The following is a 17598-nucleotide window of genomic DNA, read 5'->3' on the forward strand; positions in this document are numbered from 1 at the left end:
TCGTCACCGGTGAATCAGGAATTCGCGGCAAATGCAAGGGGTCCGCCCTGGCTTGCCCTTTCGGTGAACCGGGTCCAGCATCGTAACCGACGAGTCATGTGCCAGACCCCGGCGCGCACTCGCTAAACCGTTTAGAAGGGACACATCATGGGATTCTTCGGTTTCCTCATTCTCGGCCTCGCAGCCGGTGCCATCGCAAAGCTCATCCTCCCCGGCAAACAGGGCGGCGGATGGCTCATCACCCTGCTTCTCGGAGTCGTCGGCGCACTGCTCGGCGGTTGGCTCGGTGGCCTCCTGTTCAACGCACCCCTCGAGGACTTCTTCTCGATCCAGACGTGGCTCCTCGCCATCGCCGGCTCGATCATCGTCCTCCTCATCTACGGCCTGATCGTCGGACGCCGCAAGGCCTAACGATCGGTTGTTCCTGACCGCCCCTTCGGCGGCTTGTGCACGGGAAACGCCCGCTCAACCTTCACGGTTGGCGGGCGTTTCCTGGTTAACCGGCGCCGGCTGTTGCTCGGCGGCTAGCGGTCGGATGTCTCGACGGCTCGCACCTTCGACGGCCACCAGAAGCGATCGCCCGTCAGGAACACGAGCGCGGGCACGAGGATGGTGCGCACGAGCAACGTGTCGAGCAGCACGCCGATGCACACGATCACGCCGATCTGCGTGAGCGCGACGACGGGCAGCACGCCGAGCACGGCGAATACGGCCGCGAGCAGGATTCCGGCGCTCGTGATGACCGCGCCGGTGGAGGCCAGGGCCCGGATCATGCCCTCGCGCGTGCCGTGCAGCATCCGCTCTTCTCGAGCCCTCGTGGTGAGGAAGATGTTGTAATCGACGCCCAGCGCCACGAGGAACAGGAACGCGAAGAGCACGACGTTGGTGTCGAACGCGGGAAAGCCGAGCACGTTCTGGAACAGCAGGTTCGAGGCGCCCAGGCTGGCGAAGAACGTGGCGAGCACGCTCAGCAGCAGCAGAACGGGGGCCACGAGCGAGCGCAGCAGCACGGCCAGAATAACGAAGACGATCACCAGGATGAGCGGGATGATGAGGTTCTGGTCACGTTCCGAGACGGTCCGCTCGTCGAGCGCCGTCGCATCCGTGCCGCCCACGATCGTGTCGGAGACGTCGCCCGAGGCGTCCGCGTAGTTTGCGCGCAGGGCCGTGACGGTGTCGAAGGCCTCGTCGCTGTCGGGCGCGGCCGTGAGCGACACCGAGAGCTGGGCCAGGCCGTTGGCCGTTTCGCCGGGGCGCACGCTGTCCACGCCATCCGTGTCTTCCGCGATCTGGGATGCCTCGGCCACGGCGTCTTCGGGGGCGAGCACGATGGTCTGCCCGGTCAGTCCCGCCGAGAACGAGTCGTCGACGATCTTCTGCGCCGTCACCGACTCTGGTTCGCCGAGCAACTGTTCCGTTTGCGACAGGCCGACGCTCGCGCCGACGAGGCCGACCGAGAGGGCGCCGAGGCCCAGCACTGACACCACGAGAATCGTGACGGGTTTGCGCGAGACGCCACGCCCGAGTTTGGTCCACAGGCTCGTCTTGGTCGCGGCGTGCTCGCCGACGTGGCGCGGGATGAATGGCCAGAACAGTCCGCGGCCGCACACCACGAGCGCCGCGGGCAGCACGATCAGGGCGAACAGCACGGCGATCACGACACCGATGGCGCACGCGAAACCGAGCGCGCGGTTGCCGCTGAGTTCGGCGAACAGCAGGGTGATGAGGCTGAGCGCCACGGTTCCGCCCGAGGCGGCGATGGCGGGGCCCGCGCTCGTCACGGCCGTGAACATGGCGGCCGAGCGATCCTCCTGTTTCAGCAGTTCTTCGCGATAGCGGGCGACCAACAGTAGGGCGTAGTTGGTGCCGGCGCCGAAGACCAACACCGAGAGGATGCCCGAGATCGACGCGTCGACGGTCACCCCGAACGACTCAGCCGCGGCCTTCGCCACCTTGCCGGCCAGTCCATCGGCGAGACCCACGACGGCGAGTGGAACGATCCACAGCACGGGGCTGCGGTAGGTGACGATGAGCAGCACGGCCACCACGATGACGGTCACGAGCAGCAGGCGCACGTCGGCCCCCGCGAACGCGTTGCTGATGTCGGCCTGAAAACCGACGCCGCCCGTGAGGTAGCTGTCGAGCCCGTCGGGCAGGTCCTCGGATGCCGTGGCGCGCAGTGCATCGGCCGTGCCCGCGAGGTCGTCCTCCGCGGTGGCCTTGTCGAGCGGCACGACGACGAGCGCGGCCTCCCCGTCGTCGCTGAACTGCGGGCGCACGGCCTCGGGCGCGGTCGAGTCGGCGGCCAGGGCGGTCGCACGCTCCTGGATGGCGGCGCGATCGTCGTCGGTCAGCGAGCCGCCCTCACGGTTCCACACGAGAATCGCGGCGGTCTGCTCGGCCGACGGAAAGTCTTCGAGCGCCGCGGCCACCTGCGCGCTCTGCGTGCTGTCGGGCAGACCGGATGCGGGGTAGGCATCCGTTTCGGGCGTGGGGAGGAACGCGAACAGCAGCCCGACGGCCACGACCGTGGCGCCCAGAACCGCCCACGCGGTGCGCTTCCCGCTGATGAACCGCCACAGAGCCCGCATGATTTTCCTCCAGGAACTTAATAGTTAAGCAACTTAACGACTTACTGCATTAGCATGACGTTCATGGAAGACGAGCGCAAGTCGGAGGGACCGCGTCGGGTGCAGACCGCGGGGCACGAGCATCCGACCGCCGGCGCCATCGGCAACCAGCTGCGTGCGATCGGCGCGCTGTCGAAGGCGTTCGAGCAGCACCTCGGGCGCACGTTGGCCGTCAACGACACCGACCTCGAGGCCATGGAGCACTTGATTTTGTCGGGCCCCATGACACCCAGCGAGCTCGCGCCGAAGCTCGGCATCTCGAATGCGGCCACCACGTTCTCGGTTGACCGCCTCGTGGCCTCGGGTCACGCGCGCCGCGAACCCCACCCCACCGACCGTCGCAAAACCGTGATCGTGCCATCGCCGCCGTCGGTGGCCCGCGCGTTCGACGCGCTCATGCCCGTGCTCAACGGCGTCGCGGATGCCGCAGCCGACCTTCCCGCCGAGCACCGCGACATCGTCGGCGCATTCCTCGCGTCGGTCATCGACGTCTATGAGGGCGCGCTGGAGGCCGGCGCCGCCGAGGCTGACACGCCGGCCTGACGCGAGGCGTTCTTTAGAGGGCGGAGGCGGCGCTTGCCAGTGCGCTGTAGAGAATTCCCGAGACCGCGCCGATCAGCACGGTGGCGCCGATTCCCAGCCCGAGAGCGGCGAATGTCTTCGAGGCGCCCTGGCGTGTGAGGGCCGTGAAGCCGAGAATGACGGCCAGCAGGCCGAGGAGGAATGACAGCACGGTGCTGGCCAGCGTGATGACGCCGAGCATGGCGTAGGCCCCCGTGCCGATGAATCCCGCCTGCACGAGGCGGAGCACGAAGTCGACCACGATGACGGCCGCGCCGGCGAAGAAGGAGTAGAGGCCGAGCTGGTTGGGCGCGCCGCCGTCGTCGAAGAGTTTGCTGCGCTTGCGCGGCGCGGGTGTTGCAGAGGGGTGGCCGCCCTGCTGGCCGGACTCGTAGCCCTGCTGGCCCGACTGGTAGCCCTGCGGGGCGCCCGGGTAGCCCGCCTGGGTGTTCGAGGGGTAGCCCTGCGGGGCGCCGGACTGCTGGCCCTGTTGACCGTGTTGACCCTGCTGCGAGTATCCGCCCTGGCCGAAATCACGGTCGTTGCCGTCGTTGTTGGTGGACGGCGGGCCGTACGGACTGTCGCTCATGCTGATTCCCCTCGTGGCGGCATCCGCTCGTCGGCGCCACCCCTATTCTGGCGCGTCAGCGTTGCGCGGCACCAGCCGGTTGCGTCGCCGTGGACTTCTTCGGCCAGAGGGTGTAACCGACGGCCCAGATCGTGTCGATGCCGAGCACGATGAGCAGGATGCCGAACCAGTTCTGCAGCTCGGCCGTGCGCGTGGCGTCTCCCACCCACCACGTGAGGCCGAGCAGGATGCCCGCGGCGATGGCGACCCCGAGCAGGGTGCGCGCGACATCCCCCCAGCATTTGCGGGTGTAAGCCCAGCCTGTGAGCGGCGCCGGGATGCTGCCGCCCGCGAACCGTTTGGCGAAACGCGCGTCGGCCCAGGCGATGAGGCGGTGACCGTAGGCGACCGAGAACCCGATGTAGACGGCGGCGAGGCCGTGCTCCCAGGATGCATTCGCGCCGCTCTTGAGGTGCAGGCCCGTGGCGATGAGCAAAACCAGGTCGATGACGGGCGCGAGTGCCAGCAGGACGACGCCCAGGCGCGGAGCCTTGAGTAGATAGCGGGCCGCGAGCCCGGCGCCGATCGCCACCCAGAAGCCGATCTCGCACGCCACGATGATGCCGAAGATCATGCACCCCTCCTTGTTTGCACGGTTGTACTAACACAGCGATGCTAGCACGACTGTATAAACTCGGACCATGCCCAAGTTGATCGACCACGACGCCCGCGAGATCGAGGTCGCCGAGGCCGCCTGGCGCGTTCTGCTGCGCGACGGCATCACCAAGATCTCGGTGCGCAACGTCGCCGCCGAGGCGGGCTTGGCCACGGGCTCGCTGCGCCGGTCCTTCCCCACGCAGGACTCGTTGCTCATCTTCTCGCTGCAGCTGGTGCAACGCCGGGCCCGTGACCGCATCCTCGCCCTCGAGCCCGGCCCCACGCCGCGCGCCACGGCCGAGGCCTGCCTCATGCAGCTGCTGCCCCTCGACGCCGACCGCCGCGTCGAGATGGAGGTCTACCACGCAATGGGTTCCCTGGCCCTGACCTCCTCGGCCCTCCGCCCCGCTTACGACCAGATCCTGGCCGACACGCGTGCGGCCTGCCGGGTCTTCCTCGAGCGCCTGCTGCAAGCGGACGATCTGGATGCCGCCAGCCTCGACCTCGACCGCGAATCCGCCGCCCTGCACGCCCTCGTCGACGGCCTCGCGCTCCACCTCCTCGCCGCCGACCCGCACGACGACGGCGCGGATGCTTCGCGCATCCTCTCGGACTACCTCGACCGTCTCCCGGGCTCGACCCGCGCTTGATCGTTGGGGTTTCCTGTCGCGCCGAGGCGGCGCGATCGCCGTACAGTCTCGGCGATCGCGTCGGGGCCGGGTCTCGCAAGTCCGAGGATTCCTCTTGCGCCCGGGCGCAACACAGCCCCGCGCAGTTTGGGGTTGCGCGGGGCTGTGAGCGGTGGCTCTGACGAGCCGTCTGGGGAGGGTTATTCGGCGCTGGCGGTGGTGCTCGCGGTCATGCGACGGCGGGCGAACAACAGTGCGCCGCCACCGAGGACGAGCAGGGCGCCCATGCCGGCGATGATTCCGGCGTCGGAGCCGGTCTCGGGCAGGGTGCCGTTGCCGGCGGGGGAGGTGCCGGGCAGGGCGACGGGTGCGGGCAGCACGGCGGCGACGCTGAAGTCGACCGTGCCCGATACTTCGGAGATGCCGATGAAGGTCGGGGTATTCAGGACCTGCATGGCACCGACGCGGTAGGCGCCGATCTCGAGGGGCAGCACGACGCTCCAGTTGCCGTTGCCGTCCACAATGATCGGGTCTTCGGGGTTGCTCGGCTCGGGCTCGGCGGCCAGGGCCTGCACGCGGGCGCCGGCGGCGGGATCGGTGCCGCCGACGGCGTCCTTGATCAGCGCAACCTGTTCGGCGACGTACTGGTCGAAGTAGCTCGGCGTGGCGACGAACACGGCGACGTTGGCGCCGGGGCGACCTGTTCCCGAGATCGTGACGTTCTGGGCGCGAACGACTTCACCGGCGGTGGGAGACGTCACGATCGGAGCATCGGTCACGCCCACGATGGGGGTTCCGGTGGCGATGAAGGTCGGCGCGACCGACCAGCCCGACGCCGCCGTCGGGGCTCCAGACGCGTCGACGGTATAAGCGAACCCGCCGACCTTGAAGGTTCCACGCAACGGCAGCGGGAAGGTGTAGGACCAACGCCCATCCACGATGGGGACAGCGTCTTCGTCGTTGTCCACGTACTCGGCGGCCGTAGCGGGGTCGACTCGCACGGTGTCGTCGTACAACTCGGGTTCCGCCACCACCACGAACATGAAGTCACCCTCTGCGGCCGTGCCCGTGATCGTGACCGAGTCACCCGGCACGCTATCGCCCTCGGCGGGGGAGGTGACGACGGGCAGCGGGAGGGCCAGAGGGACTGCCGCCAGAGGGGCGACGGCGTTTTCGGGAGCTCCGGGTGCCGGCTCCGCCAGCGGCGTGGCGATCGGCGTGGCGATCGCTGTATCGTCGCTGGGCTCTTGGGGGGATTCAGGCGTGGGCGCAGGAGTACTCGTCGACTCCGCCGTGGGTGTCGCGGTTGCGGTTTCGGTCGAAGGTGCCGTCTCGCTGGCCGTGGGCACATCGGGTGTTCCGATGGCGTGAGCCGGTGCAATGGTCAGCAGTGCGCCGCCGAGGCCGATGGACAGGGCAGCCGGCACGGTGAGCACTTTCTGCCAGGTCTTGTTTTTCACGTTTTTCCCCCTACTCGACGCGTCATCGGCGTCAAGGACATGACGAACCCGTCGGCCATGGTGGCGGGCGGGTTCGCGTGTGATTTCGATGGGGCGCTTCACCGCGCCCATCCTGAACCTAGCGCACGGTTTGTTTCCGAAGTGAGTGGATTTTCCTCACGTATATAACGATTCGGGATGCCTGATCGCGACGTGTCCGGGCGCAACACAGCCCCGCGCAGTTTGGGGTTGCGCGGGGCTGTGAGCGGTGGCTCTGACGAGCCGTCTGGGGAGGGTTATTCGGCGCTGGCGGTGGTGCTCGCGGTCATGCGACGGCGGGCGAACAACAGTGCGCCGCCACCGAGGACGAGCAGGGCGCCCATGCCGGCGATGATTCCGGCGTCGGAGCCGGTCTCGGGCAGGGTGCCGTTGCCGGCGGGGGAGGTGCCGGGCAGGGCGACGGGTGCGGGCAGCACGGCGGCGACGCTGAAGTCGACCGTGGCCGACAGCTCGGACAGGCCGAGGGCGGTGTCGTCGTTAGCGGCCTGAACGGCGCCGACGCGGTAGGCGCCGATCTCGAGGGGGAGCACGACGGTCCAGTTGCCGTTGCCGTCGACGATGATCGGGTCTTCGGGGTTGCTCGGCTCGGGCTCGGCGGCCAGGGCCTGCACGCGGGCGCCGGCGGCGGGGTCGACACCGGCGGCGGGGTCTTCGAGCAGCGCGAGCTGTTCGGCGACGTACTGGTCGAAGTAGCTCGGCGTAGCGACGAACACGGCGACGTTGGCGCCGGGCTTACCGGTTCCCGAGATCGTGATGTTCTTCGCGCGAATGACCTCACCGGCGGTGGGCGCGGTGACGACCGGGGCGGCGGGAGCGGCGACGGTCACCGAGACGGGGGTGCCGCTGGTGATGCGCGATGCGCCCGTGATGGCGCCATTGGCGTCGACCGAGTATTCGCGGGCCGCGAGGACGTAGTCACCGGAGGTGGGGACCTTCGTGCTGAAGGTCCAGGTGCCGTCGGCACGAACCAGCGAGCCACCGAAGTAGGGGTCGGGGTCGACGGGGGCCGCGGCGCGCGAGGTGGGCTTGGGCAGGGCGGCGAACTCTTCGGGGGTCATGGCCTCGACGAGCACGTAGTTGCCGGCGGTGCCGGTTCCGGTCGCGGTGACCTTCGGGCCCTGGAGGGTGGCGCCGGTGGTGGGCGTCTGCACGACGGGCGTGGGCAGCAGCACGGGAACGGGAGCCTCTGCAGTGGGGTCCTCGGCACCGGCGCCAGCACCGGGCGCGGGCGTCTCGGTGGGAGCGGGCGTCTCGGTGGGCGCTGCGGACTCGACGGGAGCCGGCGTCTCGGTCGGAGCCGAGGTCTCGGCGGGTGCCGGGGTCTCGGTGGCACCGGGCGTGGGCACGTCGGTCGGAGCGACCTCTGCGGTGTTCGAGGTGCCGTCGATCACGACGGCGTGGGCGGGCGCGACGGCGAGCAGGGCGCCGCCGAGGCCGATCGAGAGCGTGGCCGGAACGGCCAGCACTTTCTGCCAAGTGTTTTTCTTCACGAAGGTCCCCCTAGACGACGCCTCTTCGGCGCCGAAGACATGACGATCCCGTCGGCCGGAAGTGGTCGGCGGGATACGTGTGGTGATTGCTGAGGAGCGCGACATCGCGCCCAATCAAGAACCTAGCGCATGGTTTGTTTCTTAAGTGAGAAATATTTGGCGTCTAATCTCGACTTTTTCGGCCCGGCCCAAAATGCCCCCCGCATGGGGGGCGTGCCGGGTGGCAGCGTTCGCGCAAGAAAAAAACCCCGCCCTGTCGAAACAGGTCGGGGTGGGGTGACGCCGGGAAGTGCAGGGCGTCAGGATGCCGCGAGGACGACGGAGCGGATGGCGACGAGCAGCGAGCGGTGCTGCGAGATCTCCTCGGCCCAGGGGTAGACGAGACCGGAGAGGGCGACGAACACGGGCCCCTCGACATCCACGAAGCCGACGGTTTCGCCCGACTTTGCGATCGCATAACGCGTGGAGGACACCAGCGAAACGACGACATCGTCTCCGCCGAGAGAGGGGTGCGCCGGAAGGGCGAAGGTCTCTTCAATGGCCAAACTCATGTGCATTTCTCCCGTCGCTTCGGTCTTCTGGCCTGCTGTTCTTTGAATGTATTTCAGGCAAGGTGCTGTCACCTATTCGAGGGGTGGCCCTTGCGGTTAATGCATGTGCACGCTACGCATCTGTGCCACATGCACACTTGCAAACGCTTGCAGTCAGACATCCATCGTGATGAATTTTTCTTGACATCGACAAAAACGTTTATGTAGAGTCATCGCCAACGGAACAAAAACGTTTTGGGAGAGAAGTTCAACGATGAGCAAACGAGTGGGAATCAGAGACGTCGCGGCAGCCGCGGGCGTTTCGCTCACCACCGTCTCCCATGCCCTGAGCGGAGCCGGCCAGCTGAGCGATGCCACCCGCGAGCGGGTGCGCTCCGTGGCCGCCGACCTCAACTATGCGCCCAACCGGCTCGCGAGCGGCCTGCGCAGCAAGCGCTCCCAGATCATCGGCTTCGTGAGCGACGAAATCTCGACCACTCCCTATGCCGGACGCGTGCTTCTCGGGGCCCAAGAAGCCGCCGCGAAGAACGACTGGGTGCTCATGATCGTGAACACGAGCGCCGACCCGCGCTTCGAGGGCCGCAGCATCGAAGCCCTGCTGCAGCACCGCGTCGACGGCATCATCTATGCCCGCATGTACCACCAGACCGTCGCGGTGCCCGAGGCTCTGGTCGGGGTGCCCACCGTCTTGCTCGATGCCTCCACCGGCAACGACCACATCTCGAGCGTCGTGCCTGACGAAGAGGGCGCGGCCCGCACGGCCGTCGAACACCTCATCGCCGCCGGGCACCGGCGCATCGGCTACCTTTCGAATGTCGACGACATCCCGGCCACGCGCGGCCGCCTCGACGGCTATCGCGCCACGCTCCGGGCGCACGGCATCGAGGTCGACGAGACACTCATCACCGCGAGCGATTCGACCACCGCGTCGGCGCGCGCCGCCGCGGCCCTCCTGCTCGACCGAAGCGACCGGCCCACAGCGCTGTTCTGCTTCAACGACCGCATCGCCATGGGCGCCTACCAGGCCGCCCAGACGCGAGGCTTGCGCATTCCGGACGATCTCTCGATCGTCAGCATCGACAACTTCGAGATCCTCGCCGACGCGATGCTCCCCGGGCTCGACTCGGTCGCCCTGCCGCACTACGAGATGGGGCAGTGGGCCATCGAACGCCTCGCGCTCGAACTCCACGCCGACGGCGACGACGACGACGCGCCCGCCCCCCAACAGATCCGCATGCATTGCCCGCTCGTCACGCGGCAGTCGGTCGGCCCGCCGCCGCACTAGGCGACGACGGACCCCCAACCCCTCGACCGCTGCAACGGTCGCGGTGATCGGCGCTGCGCCGACGAGCATCCCACCCCAACGATGAAGAAGGAAACAAGAATGCGACACGCAAAGAAGCGCCTGATCGTAGCGAGTGTACTCGCCGCCAGTCTCGTGGCATCGCTCGCCGGCTGTGCGAGCGCCGGCACGGGCACCGACGGCAAGAACGGCGAACTCACGCTGTGGACCCACAACGGTGGCAACACGGAAGAGCTCGCGGCCGTGCAGGCTGTGGTCGACAAGTACAACGCCAGCCAGGACAAGACGACCGTCAAGGTGCAAGCCTTCCCGCAGTCGTCCTACAACGACTCGGTCGTGGCGGCCGCCGCGTCGGGCAAGCTGCCGTGCATCGTCGACATCGACGGCCCCAACGTGCCCAACTGGGCGTGGGCGAAATACCTGACGCCCCTCGACCTCAGCGTCGACCTCGACGAGAACCTGCCCAGCACGCTCGGAAAGTGGAATGGCGAGACCTACTCGGTGGGCTACTACGACGTGGCCCTCGCCCTCTTCGCCCGCACATCGGTGCTCGAGAAGGCCGGCATCCGCGTGGCCACCATCGACGAACCCTGGACGAAGGACGAATTCGACGCCGCCCTCAAGGCCCTGAAGGCCGACGGCACGTGGGACAAACCGCTCGACCTCGGCACGGCCGACGTGGGCGAGTGGTACCCCTACGCCTACTCGCCCCTGCTGCAGTCCTTCGGCGGTGACCTCATCAACCGCGACGACATGCAGAGCGCCGACGGTGCCCTCAACGGCAAGAAGGCCGTCGAATGGGCCGAGTGGATGCAGAGCCTCGTGACCGACGGCTACGTGGCCCCGAAGAGCGGCGCCGACGCGGCCCTCGACCTCGAGAACAACGTGAGCGCCATCATGCTCGGCGGCAGCTGGGCGGCGGGCAAGCTGTCCACCGCGCTCGGCGACGACCTCTCGGTGCTGCCGCTGCCCGACCTGGGCGAGGGCGTGAAGATCGGCGGCGGTTCGTGGCAGTGGGGCGTGACCTCCGGCTGCGCCGACCCCGAGGCCGCCATGGACTACCTGTCCTTCTCCCTGTCGCCCGAGAACATCGCCGACGTCGCCAAGGCCACGGCCACCATCCCCGCAACGGATGCCGCGGCGGCTCTCGTCCCCGGATTCGAGGAGGGCGGCGACCTGGCCCTGTTCCGCGAATTCTCGAAGCAGTTCGCCGAGCTGCGGCCCGAAACCCCCGCCTACCCGTTCATCTCGAGCGAGTTCACGAAGGCCACGCAGGACATCCTGAACGGCGGCGACCCGCAGGCCACGCTCGACAAGGCGGTCAAAGCCATCGACGGCAACATCAAGTCCAACGGCGGCTACACGCAGAAATAGCCGTGGGCGTGGATGCGGCGGCCACCGCGAGTGCCGGGGCCGCCGCATCCCACCCCCGACGGGAGGAACACCCATGACCACCCTCGAACGATCGGCCCGCGCGGACGCCCGCACGGCCACCCGGGCCGCCAAGGCCACCCGCCCCGCCCGCACCCCGCGGCAGCCGCTCTCGCGGTCGGGCAAGAAAGAGCAGCGCACCGGCTGGGCCATGCTCGCCCCCGCCGTCATTCTGCTCGGCCTCTTCATCCTGATCCCCGCCGTGCTGGCCTTCGTGCTGGCCTTCACCAACGCGCGGCTCATCTCGCCCTACCCCGCCACCTTCGTGGGGCTCGACAACTTCGCACGCCTCTTCACCGACCCCACGTTCTTCCGCGCGCTGCTCAACGTGGCCTACTTCGCCGTGATCGTGGTGCCCGTGCAGGCCGGTGTGGCGCTCGTGCTCGCGTTGCTCATCAACAAGCAGGTGCGGGGCACCACGTTCTTCCGCACCGTCTACTTCTTGCCCGTCGTCACCTCGATGGTGGTCGTCTCGCTGCTGTGGCTGTTCATGTACCGCCAGGACGGCCTCATCAACGTGGTCATCGACCGCGTCACGTTCGGCCTGGTGCAGGGGCCCGACTGGTTGAACGACCCCTCGACGTCGATGCCCGCCATCATCCTCATGTCGGTGTGGCAGGGCGTGGGGTTCCACATGGTCATCTGGCTCTCGGGCCTGCAGACCATCCCCGCCGACCTCTATGAGGCCGCCGACCTCGACGGTGCCGCGGGCTGGCAGCGCTTCCGCTACATCACGTGGCCGGGGCTCTCGGCCACGCGCAGCCTCATCCTTGTGACCATCACCATCCAGGCGCTCAGCCTGTTCACGCAGATCAGCGTCATGACGCAGGGCGGGCCGCTCGATTCAACCACGACGGTCGTCTATGAGGCCGTGCAGTCCGGTTTCGTGCAGCAGGAGACCGGCTATGCGTCGGCGATCTCGCTCGTGTTCTTCGTGCTCGTGCTGCTCATCTCGTTCGTTCAACGGTTCCTCACCAGAGAGAAGAACTGATCATGGCTCTCACACAACTTCCGGATGCCGCGGCGTCATCGCCCGAGCAACCCGCCGTCGTCACGGTGGCGGGTTCCGGCCGGCGCGGCACCCGCTCCCGTCGCGGCGGCACGACCGGCGGGGGACGGGCCGACGGCCTCTCGTCGCGCTGGTCGGGTCGCCGACGCGCCGGTCTCGGCGGATGGCTGCTGCGCCTCGCCCTCGCGGTGGTCTTCGCCTTCCCGCTGCTCTTCATGTTCGTGTCGTCGCTCAAACCCGATCAGCAGATCTTCGGCGACCTGTCCTCGGTCGCGGCGTTCCTGCCCATCGGCAACATCTCGTTCGACAACTACGCGGCCGTGTTCGACCGCGTTCCGGCGGCGCGGTTCCTCGTCAACTCGATCGGCATCTCGGCCATCACGGTGTTGCTCGGCATCCTCGTCAACAGCCTGGCCGCGTTCGCCCTGTCGCGCATGAACATGCGGGGCAAGTCGATCATCCTCACGCTCATCATCGCCACGCTCATCGTGCCGTTCGAGACGCTGGCCCTGCCGCTCGTGTGGTGGGTCAACCAGCTGCCCTCGCTCACGCTCGACGGTTTCAGCCTGGGCTTCAGCAAGGGATGGATCGACACCTATCAGGTGCAGATCATCCCGTTCATCGCCAACGCGTTCTCGATCTACCTCTTCCACCAGTACTTCGAGTCGATCCCCAAGGAGCTCGACGAGGCGGCGCGCATGGACGGGGCCGGATGGTTCCGCATCTACCGCCAGGTCGTCATGCCGTTGTCGGGTCCCGCCGTCGCGACCGTCGCCATCCTCACGTTCCTGCCCGCGTGGAACTCCTATCTGTGGCCACTCATGGTGGTGCAGACCGAGGAGCTGCGGCCCGTGATGGTCGGCGTGCAGTACTTCTTCCAGCTGAACGTGTCGTGGGGCGAGGTGATGGCGTATGCGTCGCTCATCACGCTGCCCGTCGTGGCCCTGTTCATCGCGTTCCAACGTTCGTTCGTCAACAGCATCGCGTCCAGCGGTGTGAAAGGTTAGGCCCCCATGTCTTTGCAGCTTCCCGACAAGTGGATCTGGGACTCCTGGTATGTGCAGGACGGCGGCGTCACCCACGCGTTCTATCTGCACGCCAGCAAGGCGCTCGGTGATCCCGATCGTCGGCACCGGCATCCGATCGTCGGCCACGCCGTGAGCCGCGACCTGACCACGTGGACCGTGGTCGAGGATGCGCTCATCGTGTCGGAACCCGGCGCGTTCGACGACGCCACCACCTGGACCGGTTCGGTGGTGCGCGGCGACGACGGGCTGTGGTGGATGTTCTTCACGGGCACGTCTCGCGCCGAGGACACCATGGTGCAGCGCGTCGGCGCCGCGACCTCGCCCGACCTGATGACGTGGTCGAAGGTGTCGAGCGCACCGCTCGTCGAGGCCGACCCGCGCTGGTACGAACTGCTCGACCGCTCGCTCTGGCACGACCAGGCGTGGCGCGACCCGTGGGTCTTCCGCTTCCCGGGCGAGGCTACGTGGCACATGCTCATCACGGCGCGCGCCAACCACGGCGATGCGCGCGTGCGCGGTGTGCTCGGCCACGCCACGAGCGAGAACCTGGTCGACTGGGCGGTGCAGCCGCCGCTGAGTGAGCCGGGGCAGGGTTTCGGGCAGCTCGAGGTGTTCCAGTTCGAGATCGTCGACGGCGTGCCCGTGCTGCTGTTCTGCTGCGGCTGGGCCGAGTTGTCGCCCGAGCGGCAGGCCGCGGGGGAGGCGGGCGGCGTGTACAGCGTCGTCGTCGACGAGCGGCTCGCCGAGGTCGACTTCTCGCGCGCGCAGCTGTTCGAACGCACCGACCTGTATGCCTCGCGCCTGGTGCGCGCCGCGGATGGCGGGTGGGCGTTGCTCGGGTTCGTGAACATCGTGGATGGCGAGTTCGTGGGGGCGTTGAGCGATCCCGTGCTGGTGACGGCCGATCCCGTGCTCGGGTTGGTGCCGCGGGTTGCTGCTGGGGCCGGGGCCGAAGTCGAGGCCCAGGCGTCGGATGCCGGCGAGTCGGATGCCCGCGAGTCGGATGCCCGCGAGTCGGATGCCCGCGACCGGGATGATGTCGACAACGACTCCGACCTGTCGGTGAGTGCCGCGCGATGAGCGAAGTGGCGTCGCCGGACGGGGTATCGGCGTCGGCATCGTCGGCGCAGCATGTCGCGGACCGGGGCCCGGACTCGCCGGCGTCGCCCGGGCAGCCGCGCATCGTCGTCGTGGGCGAGGCGCTGATCGACCGCGTGTTGCGGGCGAACGGCGAGTCCGAGGACGCCCCCGGCGGCAGCCCGGCCAACGTGGCGCTGACGCTGGGCCGGTGGGCGCGGCATCCCGAGCTCGTCACGATGCTGGGAGCGGATGCGGCGGGCGACACCGTGCGCGCCTGGCTCGCCGAGTCGGGGGTCGCCGTCGTGTCGTCGGTGGAAGGGTCTGGCGAGTCTGTCGTGACCTCGGTCGCCACGGCTCGCCTCGACACGTCGGGTGCCGCCCGTTATGAGTTCGACCTGCGCTGGCAGCTCGACCGGCGGTCCGTCGGCCGCAGCGACATCCTGCACGTGGGGTCGGTGGGCGCGTTCCTGCTCCCCGGTGCCGAGGATGTCTCAGCTCTCGTCGCCGAGCGCTCGCCGCAGTCGCTCATCACGTTTGACCCGAATATCCGACCGGCCTTGATCGCCGACGCGGATGCCGCCGCCGTGCGTGCCCGCGTCGACGCCCTCATCCGCGCCGCCGACGTCGTCAAGCTCAGCGACGAAGACCTCGAGTGGCTGCGGCCCGGAGTCGACCCCCTCGACGCCGCCCGCGACTGGCAGCGCTCGGGGCCCGCGCTCGTCGTCGTCACGCGTGGCGCCTCGGGTGCCACCGCCGTCACGTCGCGAGGCGACCTCACGGTCCCGTCGGAGCGCACGTCCGTCGTCGACACCATCGGCGCCGGCGACACCTTCATGGCGGGCCTCATCGAGGGCCTCGTGCGCGCCGACCTCTCGGCCGCCTCGGCCCGCGCGCGCCTGCACGACATCACGCTCGACACGGCCGACCGGATGCTGCGCCTCAGCGCCCACGCCGCCGCCATCACCGTCTCACGCCGCGGCGCCAACCCGCCCTGGCTGCACGAACTGGGCGGCTCGACGCCCGCCCCCTGACGCGTTTGCGCCGAAGCCCGCGCCGCCCGCATCCATCGTGCGGTGCCCCCGCTCTCATCGGCAATCTCGTGCGCTTCGGGGAAGAATCTCCCGCCGGAGCGCACGCCACCCTAGAATGGGTGACTTCGGAAGTTTCGCCCCCGGAAGGTCACCGTGCGTTCACGCTCCACCCGTTCGACGTCGTCGCGTTCTTCGCGCACCGCCGTGCAGAAAGCCGACGCCACGCGGGCCATCAACCGAGAGCCGTGGCGCACGCCGCAGAGCCGCCGTTTCTGGCAGAGCTTCCGCCGCTCGGCGATCCTGCTGCTGGCCGTTCCCGGTCTGATCGGAACGCTTGCCCTGCCGGCCTTCGCCTTCACCGAGTCGAACCTGCCGCCGGCCAGCAACTTCTCGCAGCTCGAGGCCCAGAGCCTCAACGTGAACGAGAAGGCCCTGCCGATCCTCGTCAACCGCGACACCTACTCGGCGACCACGACGGCCGAGCTCACGGCATCCCGCGCTGCCGAGGCTGCTGCCGCCAAGAAGGCCTCCGACGAGGCCGCGCGTCTCGCCGCCCAGGCCGCCGCCGGCACCGCCGCTCGCGCGTTCGACCCCAACCGCTCGTCCTCGGGCTCGACCGACGCCGACCTCAGCGGATACCTCGACACCGTGTCCACGGTGTGGCAGCGCCCCGTGGCCGGCCCGATCTCGTCGCCCTACGGCCCCCGCGGCCTCATCTGCAACGGCGCCGGCTGCTCGAACAGCTTCCACGACGGCATGGACTTCAGCGCCGACTGCGGCACCCCCATCAAGGCCGTCTCGGCCGGCCGCGTCACCTTCACGGGCAGCGGCGGGTCTTACGGCCAGCGCGTCATCGTCGACCACGGCGGCGGCGTCGAGACCATCTACGGTCACGTGCAGACCGGCTCGTTCAAGGTTGCGGTCGGCGACCTTATCGAGGGTGGCACGATCGTGGCGCTCGTCGGCGCGACGGGCGTCGTCAGCGGCTGCCACCTCGACCTCAAGGTGCAGCTCGACGGCAAGTTCACCAACCCGCAGACCTACCTCGAGGCGCGCGGCGCACTCTAGCCCCCACCCGGCCTAGACGCCCGCGTCGCGCAGTGCCAGCATGGGCCGTAGGGCCCGACGGCTCGTACACCTCGACAAGGGAGTTTCGGTGGACACGAACGCGCACGCACGAATCGTTGTCGGACACGACGGATCGGCGGGGGCCGATCACGCTCTCGAGGTGTCGATCTCGTTGGCTGAGCGACTGAAGTCGTCGCTCGACATCGTCCGCACGTGGAGCCTCGACACGCACCTGCCCGCCGTCACGCAGATCCTCGGCCGCTCGCAGAGTGATGAGGATGTCTCGGCCACGGTGCGTCGCGACCTCGAATCCGACACGGCCCGCGTGCGTGACCAGCATCCTGTCGTGCCCGTCGAGCTCGAGGTGCACCGGGGTTCGCCGGCCGAGGTGCTGGTCGAGAACTCGGACGGGGCGCGCCTGCTCGTCGTGGGAGCGCGGGGCCACGGCGGGTTCCGGGGACTCACGCTCGGGTCGGTGACAATCCACCTGTTGCAGCGGTCGCGCGGGCCCGTGCTCATCGTCCCGTCGCCCGAGCACGCGGCCAAGACGGCGGCGGATGTCTTGCACGACGTTCCCGCGGGCGCCGAAGCTGAGGCATCCTCGCGCCCCGCGCCCGCCGGGTCGATCGTCGTCGGGCATGACGGCTCGCCCGAGGCCGACCGCGCGCTGCTCGAAGCGCTCTCGCTCGCCGACGACCTGGCGGTGCCCCTGACGGTGGTGCGCGCGTGGAACATCGAGACGGCGCCGCGCGGTTCGGTGTGGGGCGAGGGCGGGGTCTCTCCGCACCACGAGATCTCGCGGGCGGTGTGCGAGGTGCTCGGAACGCAGGTCGCGCCGCACGCGGCATCCCACCCGTCGGTGTCGATCGAATATCGAGCGATGCTCGGTCATCCGGCCGAGGTTTTGACGCGCCTCTCGCGGGAAGCGCTCATGTTGGTGGTCGGGCGGCACGGCCGCGGTCGGCTCGCGGGTCTCGTCGTCGGATCGGTCAGCGCCCAGAGCGTGCACCGCGCCACGTGCCCCACCCTGGTGGTGCCGCACCACGAGAAGTGATGGACTGGG

Annotated in this window: 17 protein-coding genes; 11 read left to right on the top strand and 6 right to left on the bottom strand. The window is 68.7% G+C overall.

Translation table 11 applies throughout. The features are described 5' to 3' along the window. The first annotated feature begins 147 nt into the window (after positions 1 to 147). Positions 148 to 411, top strand: coding sequence for a GlsB/YeaQ/YmgE family stress response membrane protein (locus tag ACUWEX_RS01535; protein ID WP_077054416.1), 264 nt, complete (start codon positions 148 to 150; stop codon positions 409 to 411). Positions 412 to 524: 113 nt separating this feature from the next. Here the strand turns inward: ACUWEX_RS01535 and ACUWEX_RS01540 are convergent, their stop codons facing one another. Beyond that, the gene (locus ACUWEX_RS01540; RefSeq protein ID WP_445996884.1) at positions 525 to 2591 is read right to left on the bottom strand and encodes an MMPL family transporter; all 2067 of its coding nucleotides are present in this window, start codon (positions 2589 to 2591) and stop codon (positions 525 to 527) included. Between the two features lie 63 nt (positions 2592 to 2654). Here ACUWEX_RS01540 and ACUWEX_RS01545 point away from each other — a divergent pair, with 63 nt between their 5' ends. Next, the gene (locus ACUWEX_RS01545) at positions 2655 to 3173 is read left to right on the top strand and encodes a MarR family winged helix-turn-helix transcriptional regulator (RefSeq protein WP_445996885.1); all 519 of its coding nucleotides are present in this window, start codon (positions 2655 to 2657) and stop codon (positions 3171 to 3173) included. Between the two features lie 13 nt (positions 3174 to 3186). On the opposite strand, the gene ACUWEX_RS01550 is transcribed toward ACUWEX_RS01545, so the two are convergent. After that, positions 3187 to 3780, bottom strand: a complete 594-nt coding sequence (locus ACUWEX_RS01550) for a hypothetical protein (protein ID WP_445996886.1) — start codon at positions 3778 to 3780, stop codon at positions 3187 to 3189. Between the two features lie 55 nt (positions 3781 to 3835). Then, positions 3836 to 4393, bottom strand: a complete 558-nt coding sequence (locus ACUWEX_RS01555; protein ID WP_445996887.1) for a hypothetical protein — start codon at positions 4391 to 4393, stop codon at positions 3836 to 3838. Positions 4394 to 4460: 67 nt separating this feature from the next. On the opposite strand from ACUWEX_RS01555, the gene ACUWEX_RS01560 reads away from it, so the two are divergent. After that, positions 4461 to 5066 (top strand): TetR/AcrR family transcriptional regulator, encoded by a 606-nt coding sequence (locus ACUWEX_RS01560; protein ID WP_445996888.1) that lies wholly within the window; start codon positions 4461 to 4463, stop codon positions 5064 to 5066. Between the two features lie 179 nt (positions 5067 to 5245). On the opposite strand, the gene ACUWEX_RS01565 is transcribed toward ACUWEX_RS01560, so the two are convergent. The 3 genes from ACUWEX_RS01565 to ACUWEX_RS01575 form a co-directional block, all read right to left on the bottom strand. After that, positions 5246 to 6505 carry an LPXTG cell wall anchor domain-containing protein gene (locus ACUWEX_RS01565; RefSeq protein ID WP_445996889.1) on the bottom strand — a complete coding sequence of 420 codons (1260 nt, stop codon included), beginning with the start codon at positions 6503 to 6505 and terminating at the stop codon, positions 5246 to 5248. 275 nt (positions 6506 to 6780) lie between these two features. Beyond that, the gene (locus ACUWEX_RS01570; protein WP_445996890.1) at positions 6781 to 8034 is read right to left on the bottom strand and encodes an LPXTG cell wall anchor domain-containing protein; all 1254 of its coding nucleotides are present in this window, start codon (positions 8032 to 8034) and stop codon (positions 6781 to 6783) included. Positions 8035 to 8333: 299 nt separating this feature from the next. Beyond that, a complete protein-coding gene (locus ACUWEX_RS01575; protein ID WP_079726535.1) occupies positions 8334 to 8585 on the bottom strand; it encodes a hypothetical protein in 252 nt (83 codons plus the stop codon). Positions 8586 to 8838: 253 nt separating this feature from the next. On the opposite strand from ACUWEX_RS01575, the gene ACUWEX_RS01580 reads away from it, so the two are divergent. The 8 genes from ACUWEX_RS01580 to ACUWEX_RS01615 all read left to right on the top strand — a co-directional run bounded on the left by ACUWEX_RS01580 (position 8839) and on the right by ACUWEX_RS01615 (position 17589). Continuing rightward, complete coding sequence (locus ACUWEX_RS01580; protein ID WP_445996891.1) at positions 8839 to 9870, top strand: LacI family DNA-binding transcriptional regulator; 1032 nt, start codon at positions 8839 to 8841, stop codon at positions 9868 to 9870. Between the two features lie 99 nt (positions 9871 to 9969). Next, positions 9970 to 11262, top strand: coding sequence for a sugar ABC transporter substrate-binding protein (locus ACUWEX_RS01585; RefSeq protein ID WP_445996892.1), 1293 nt, complete (start codon positions 9970 to 9972; stop codon positions 11260 to 11262). Positions 11263 to 11335: 73 nt separating this feature from the next. Beyond that, positions 11336 to 12310: a carbohydrate ABC transporter permease gene (locus ACUWEX_RS01590; RefSeq protein ID WP_445996893.1), complete on the top strand. Its 975-nt coding sequence runs from the start codon at positions 11336 to 11338 to the stop codon at positions 12308 to 12310. Between the two features lie 2 nt (positions 12311 to 12312). Then, positions 12313 to 13335 carry a carbohydrate ABC transporter permease gene (locus ACUWEX_RS01595; RefSeq protein WP_445996894.1) on the top strand — a complete coding sequence of 341 codons (1023 nt, stop codon included), beginning with the start codon at positions 12313 to 12315 and terminating at the stop codon, positions 13333 to 13335. Positions 13336 to 13341: 6 nt separating this feature from the next. Further along, positions 13342 to 14436: a glycosyl hydrolase family 32 gene (locus ACUWEX_RS01600; RefSeq protein WP_445996895.1), complete on the top strand. Its 1095-nt coding sequence runs from the start codon at positions 13342 to 13344 to the stop codon at positions 14434 to 14436. Next, positions 14433 to 15467, top strand: a complete 1035-nt coding sequence (locus ACUWEX_RS01605) for a carbohydrate kinase family protein (RefSeq protein WP_445996896.1) — start codon at positions 14433 to 14435, stop codon at positions 15465 to 15467. Before ACUWEX_RS01600 ends, ACUWEX_RS01605 begins: the two co-directional genes overlap by 4 nt. A 153-nt stretch (positions 15468 to 15620) precedes the next feature. Then, positions 15621 to 16535 carry a M23 family metallopeptidase gene (locus ACUWEX_RS01610; protein ID WP_445996897.1) on the top strand — a complete coding sequence of 305 codons (915 nt, stop codon included), beginning with the start codon at positions 15621 to 15623 and terminating at the stop codon, positions 16533 to 16535. A gap of 88 nt (positions 16536 to 16623) precedes the next feature. Further along, on the top strand, positions 16624 to 17589 hold the full coding sequence (locus ACUWEX_RS01615; protein ID WP_445996898.1) for a universal stress protein: 966 nt from the start codon (positions 16624 to 16626) through the stop codon (positions 17587 to 17589). The last annotated feature ends 9 nt before the right edge of the window (positions 17590 to 17598 follow it).

The sequence above is a fragment of the Okibacterium fritillariae genome (genome assembly GCF_052783725.1).

Bases quoted from the DNA above. Each gene is read 5' to 3' on its own strand.
- ACUWEX_RS01600 (WP_445996895.1), top strand. From the start codon at position 13,342: ATGTCTTTGCAGCTTCCCGACAAGTGGATCTGGGACTCCTGGTATGTG.
- ACUWEX_RS01545 (WP_445996885.1), top strand. From the start codon at position 2,655: ATGGAAGACGAGCGCAAGTCGGAGGGACCGCGTCGGGTGCAGACCGCG.
- ACUWEX_RS01555 (WP_445996887.1), bottom strand. From the start codon at position 4,393: ATGATCTTCGGCATCATCGTGGCGTGCGAGATCGGCTTCTGGGTGGCG.
- ACUWEX_RS01595 (WP_445996894.1), top strand. From the start codon at position 12,313: ATGGCTCTCACACAACTTCCGGATGCCGCGGCGTCATCGCCCGAGCAA.
- ACUWEX_RS01540 (WP_445996884.1), bottom strand. From the start codon at position 2,591: ATGCGGGCTCTGTGGCGGTTCATCAGCGGGAAGCGCACCGCGTGGGCG.
- ACUWEX_RS01585 (WP_445996892.1), top strand. From the start codon at position 9,970: ATGCGACACGCAAAGAAGCGCCTGATCGTAGCGAGTGTACTCGCCGCC.
- ACUWEX_RS01535 (WP_077054416.1), top strand. From the start codon at position 148: ATGGGATTCTTCGGTTTCCTCATTCTCGGCCTCGCAGCCGGTGCCATC.
- ACUWEX_RS01580 (WP_445996891.1), top strand. From the start codon at position 8,839: ATGAGCAAACGAGTGGGAATCAGAGACGTCGCGGCAGCCGCGGGCGTT.
- ACUWEX_RS01590 (WP_445996893.1), top strand. From the start codon at position 11,336: ATGACCACCCTCGAACGATCGGCCCGCGCGGACGCCCGCACGGCCACC.
- ACUWEX_RS01560 (WP_445996888.1), top strand. From the start codon at position 4,461: ATGCCCAAGTTGATCGACCACGACGCCCGCGAGATCGAGGTCGCCGAG.
- ACUWEX_RS01550 (WP_445996886.1), bottom strand. From the start codon at position 3,780: ATGAGCGACAGTCCGTACGGCCCGCCGTCCACCAACAACGACGGCAAC.
- ACUWEX_RS01575 (WP_079726535.1), bottom strand. From the start codon at position 8,585: ATGAGTTTGGCCATTGAAGAGACCTTCGCCCTTCCGGCGCACCCCTCT.
- ACUWEX_RS01605 (WP_445996896.1), top strand. From the start codon at position 14,433: ATGAGCGAAGTGGCGTCGCCGGACGGGGTATCGGCGTCGGCATCGTCG.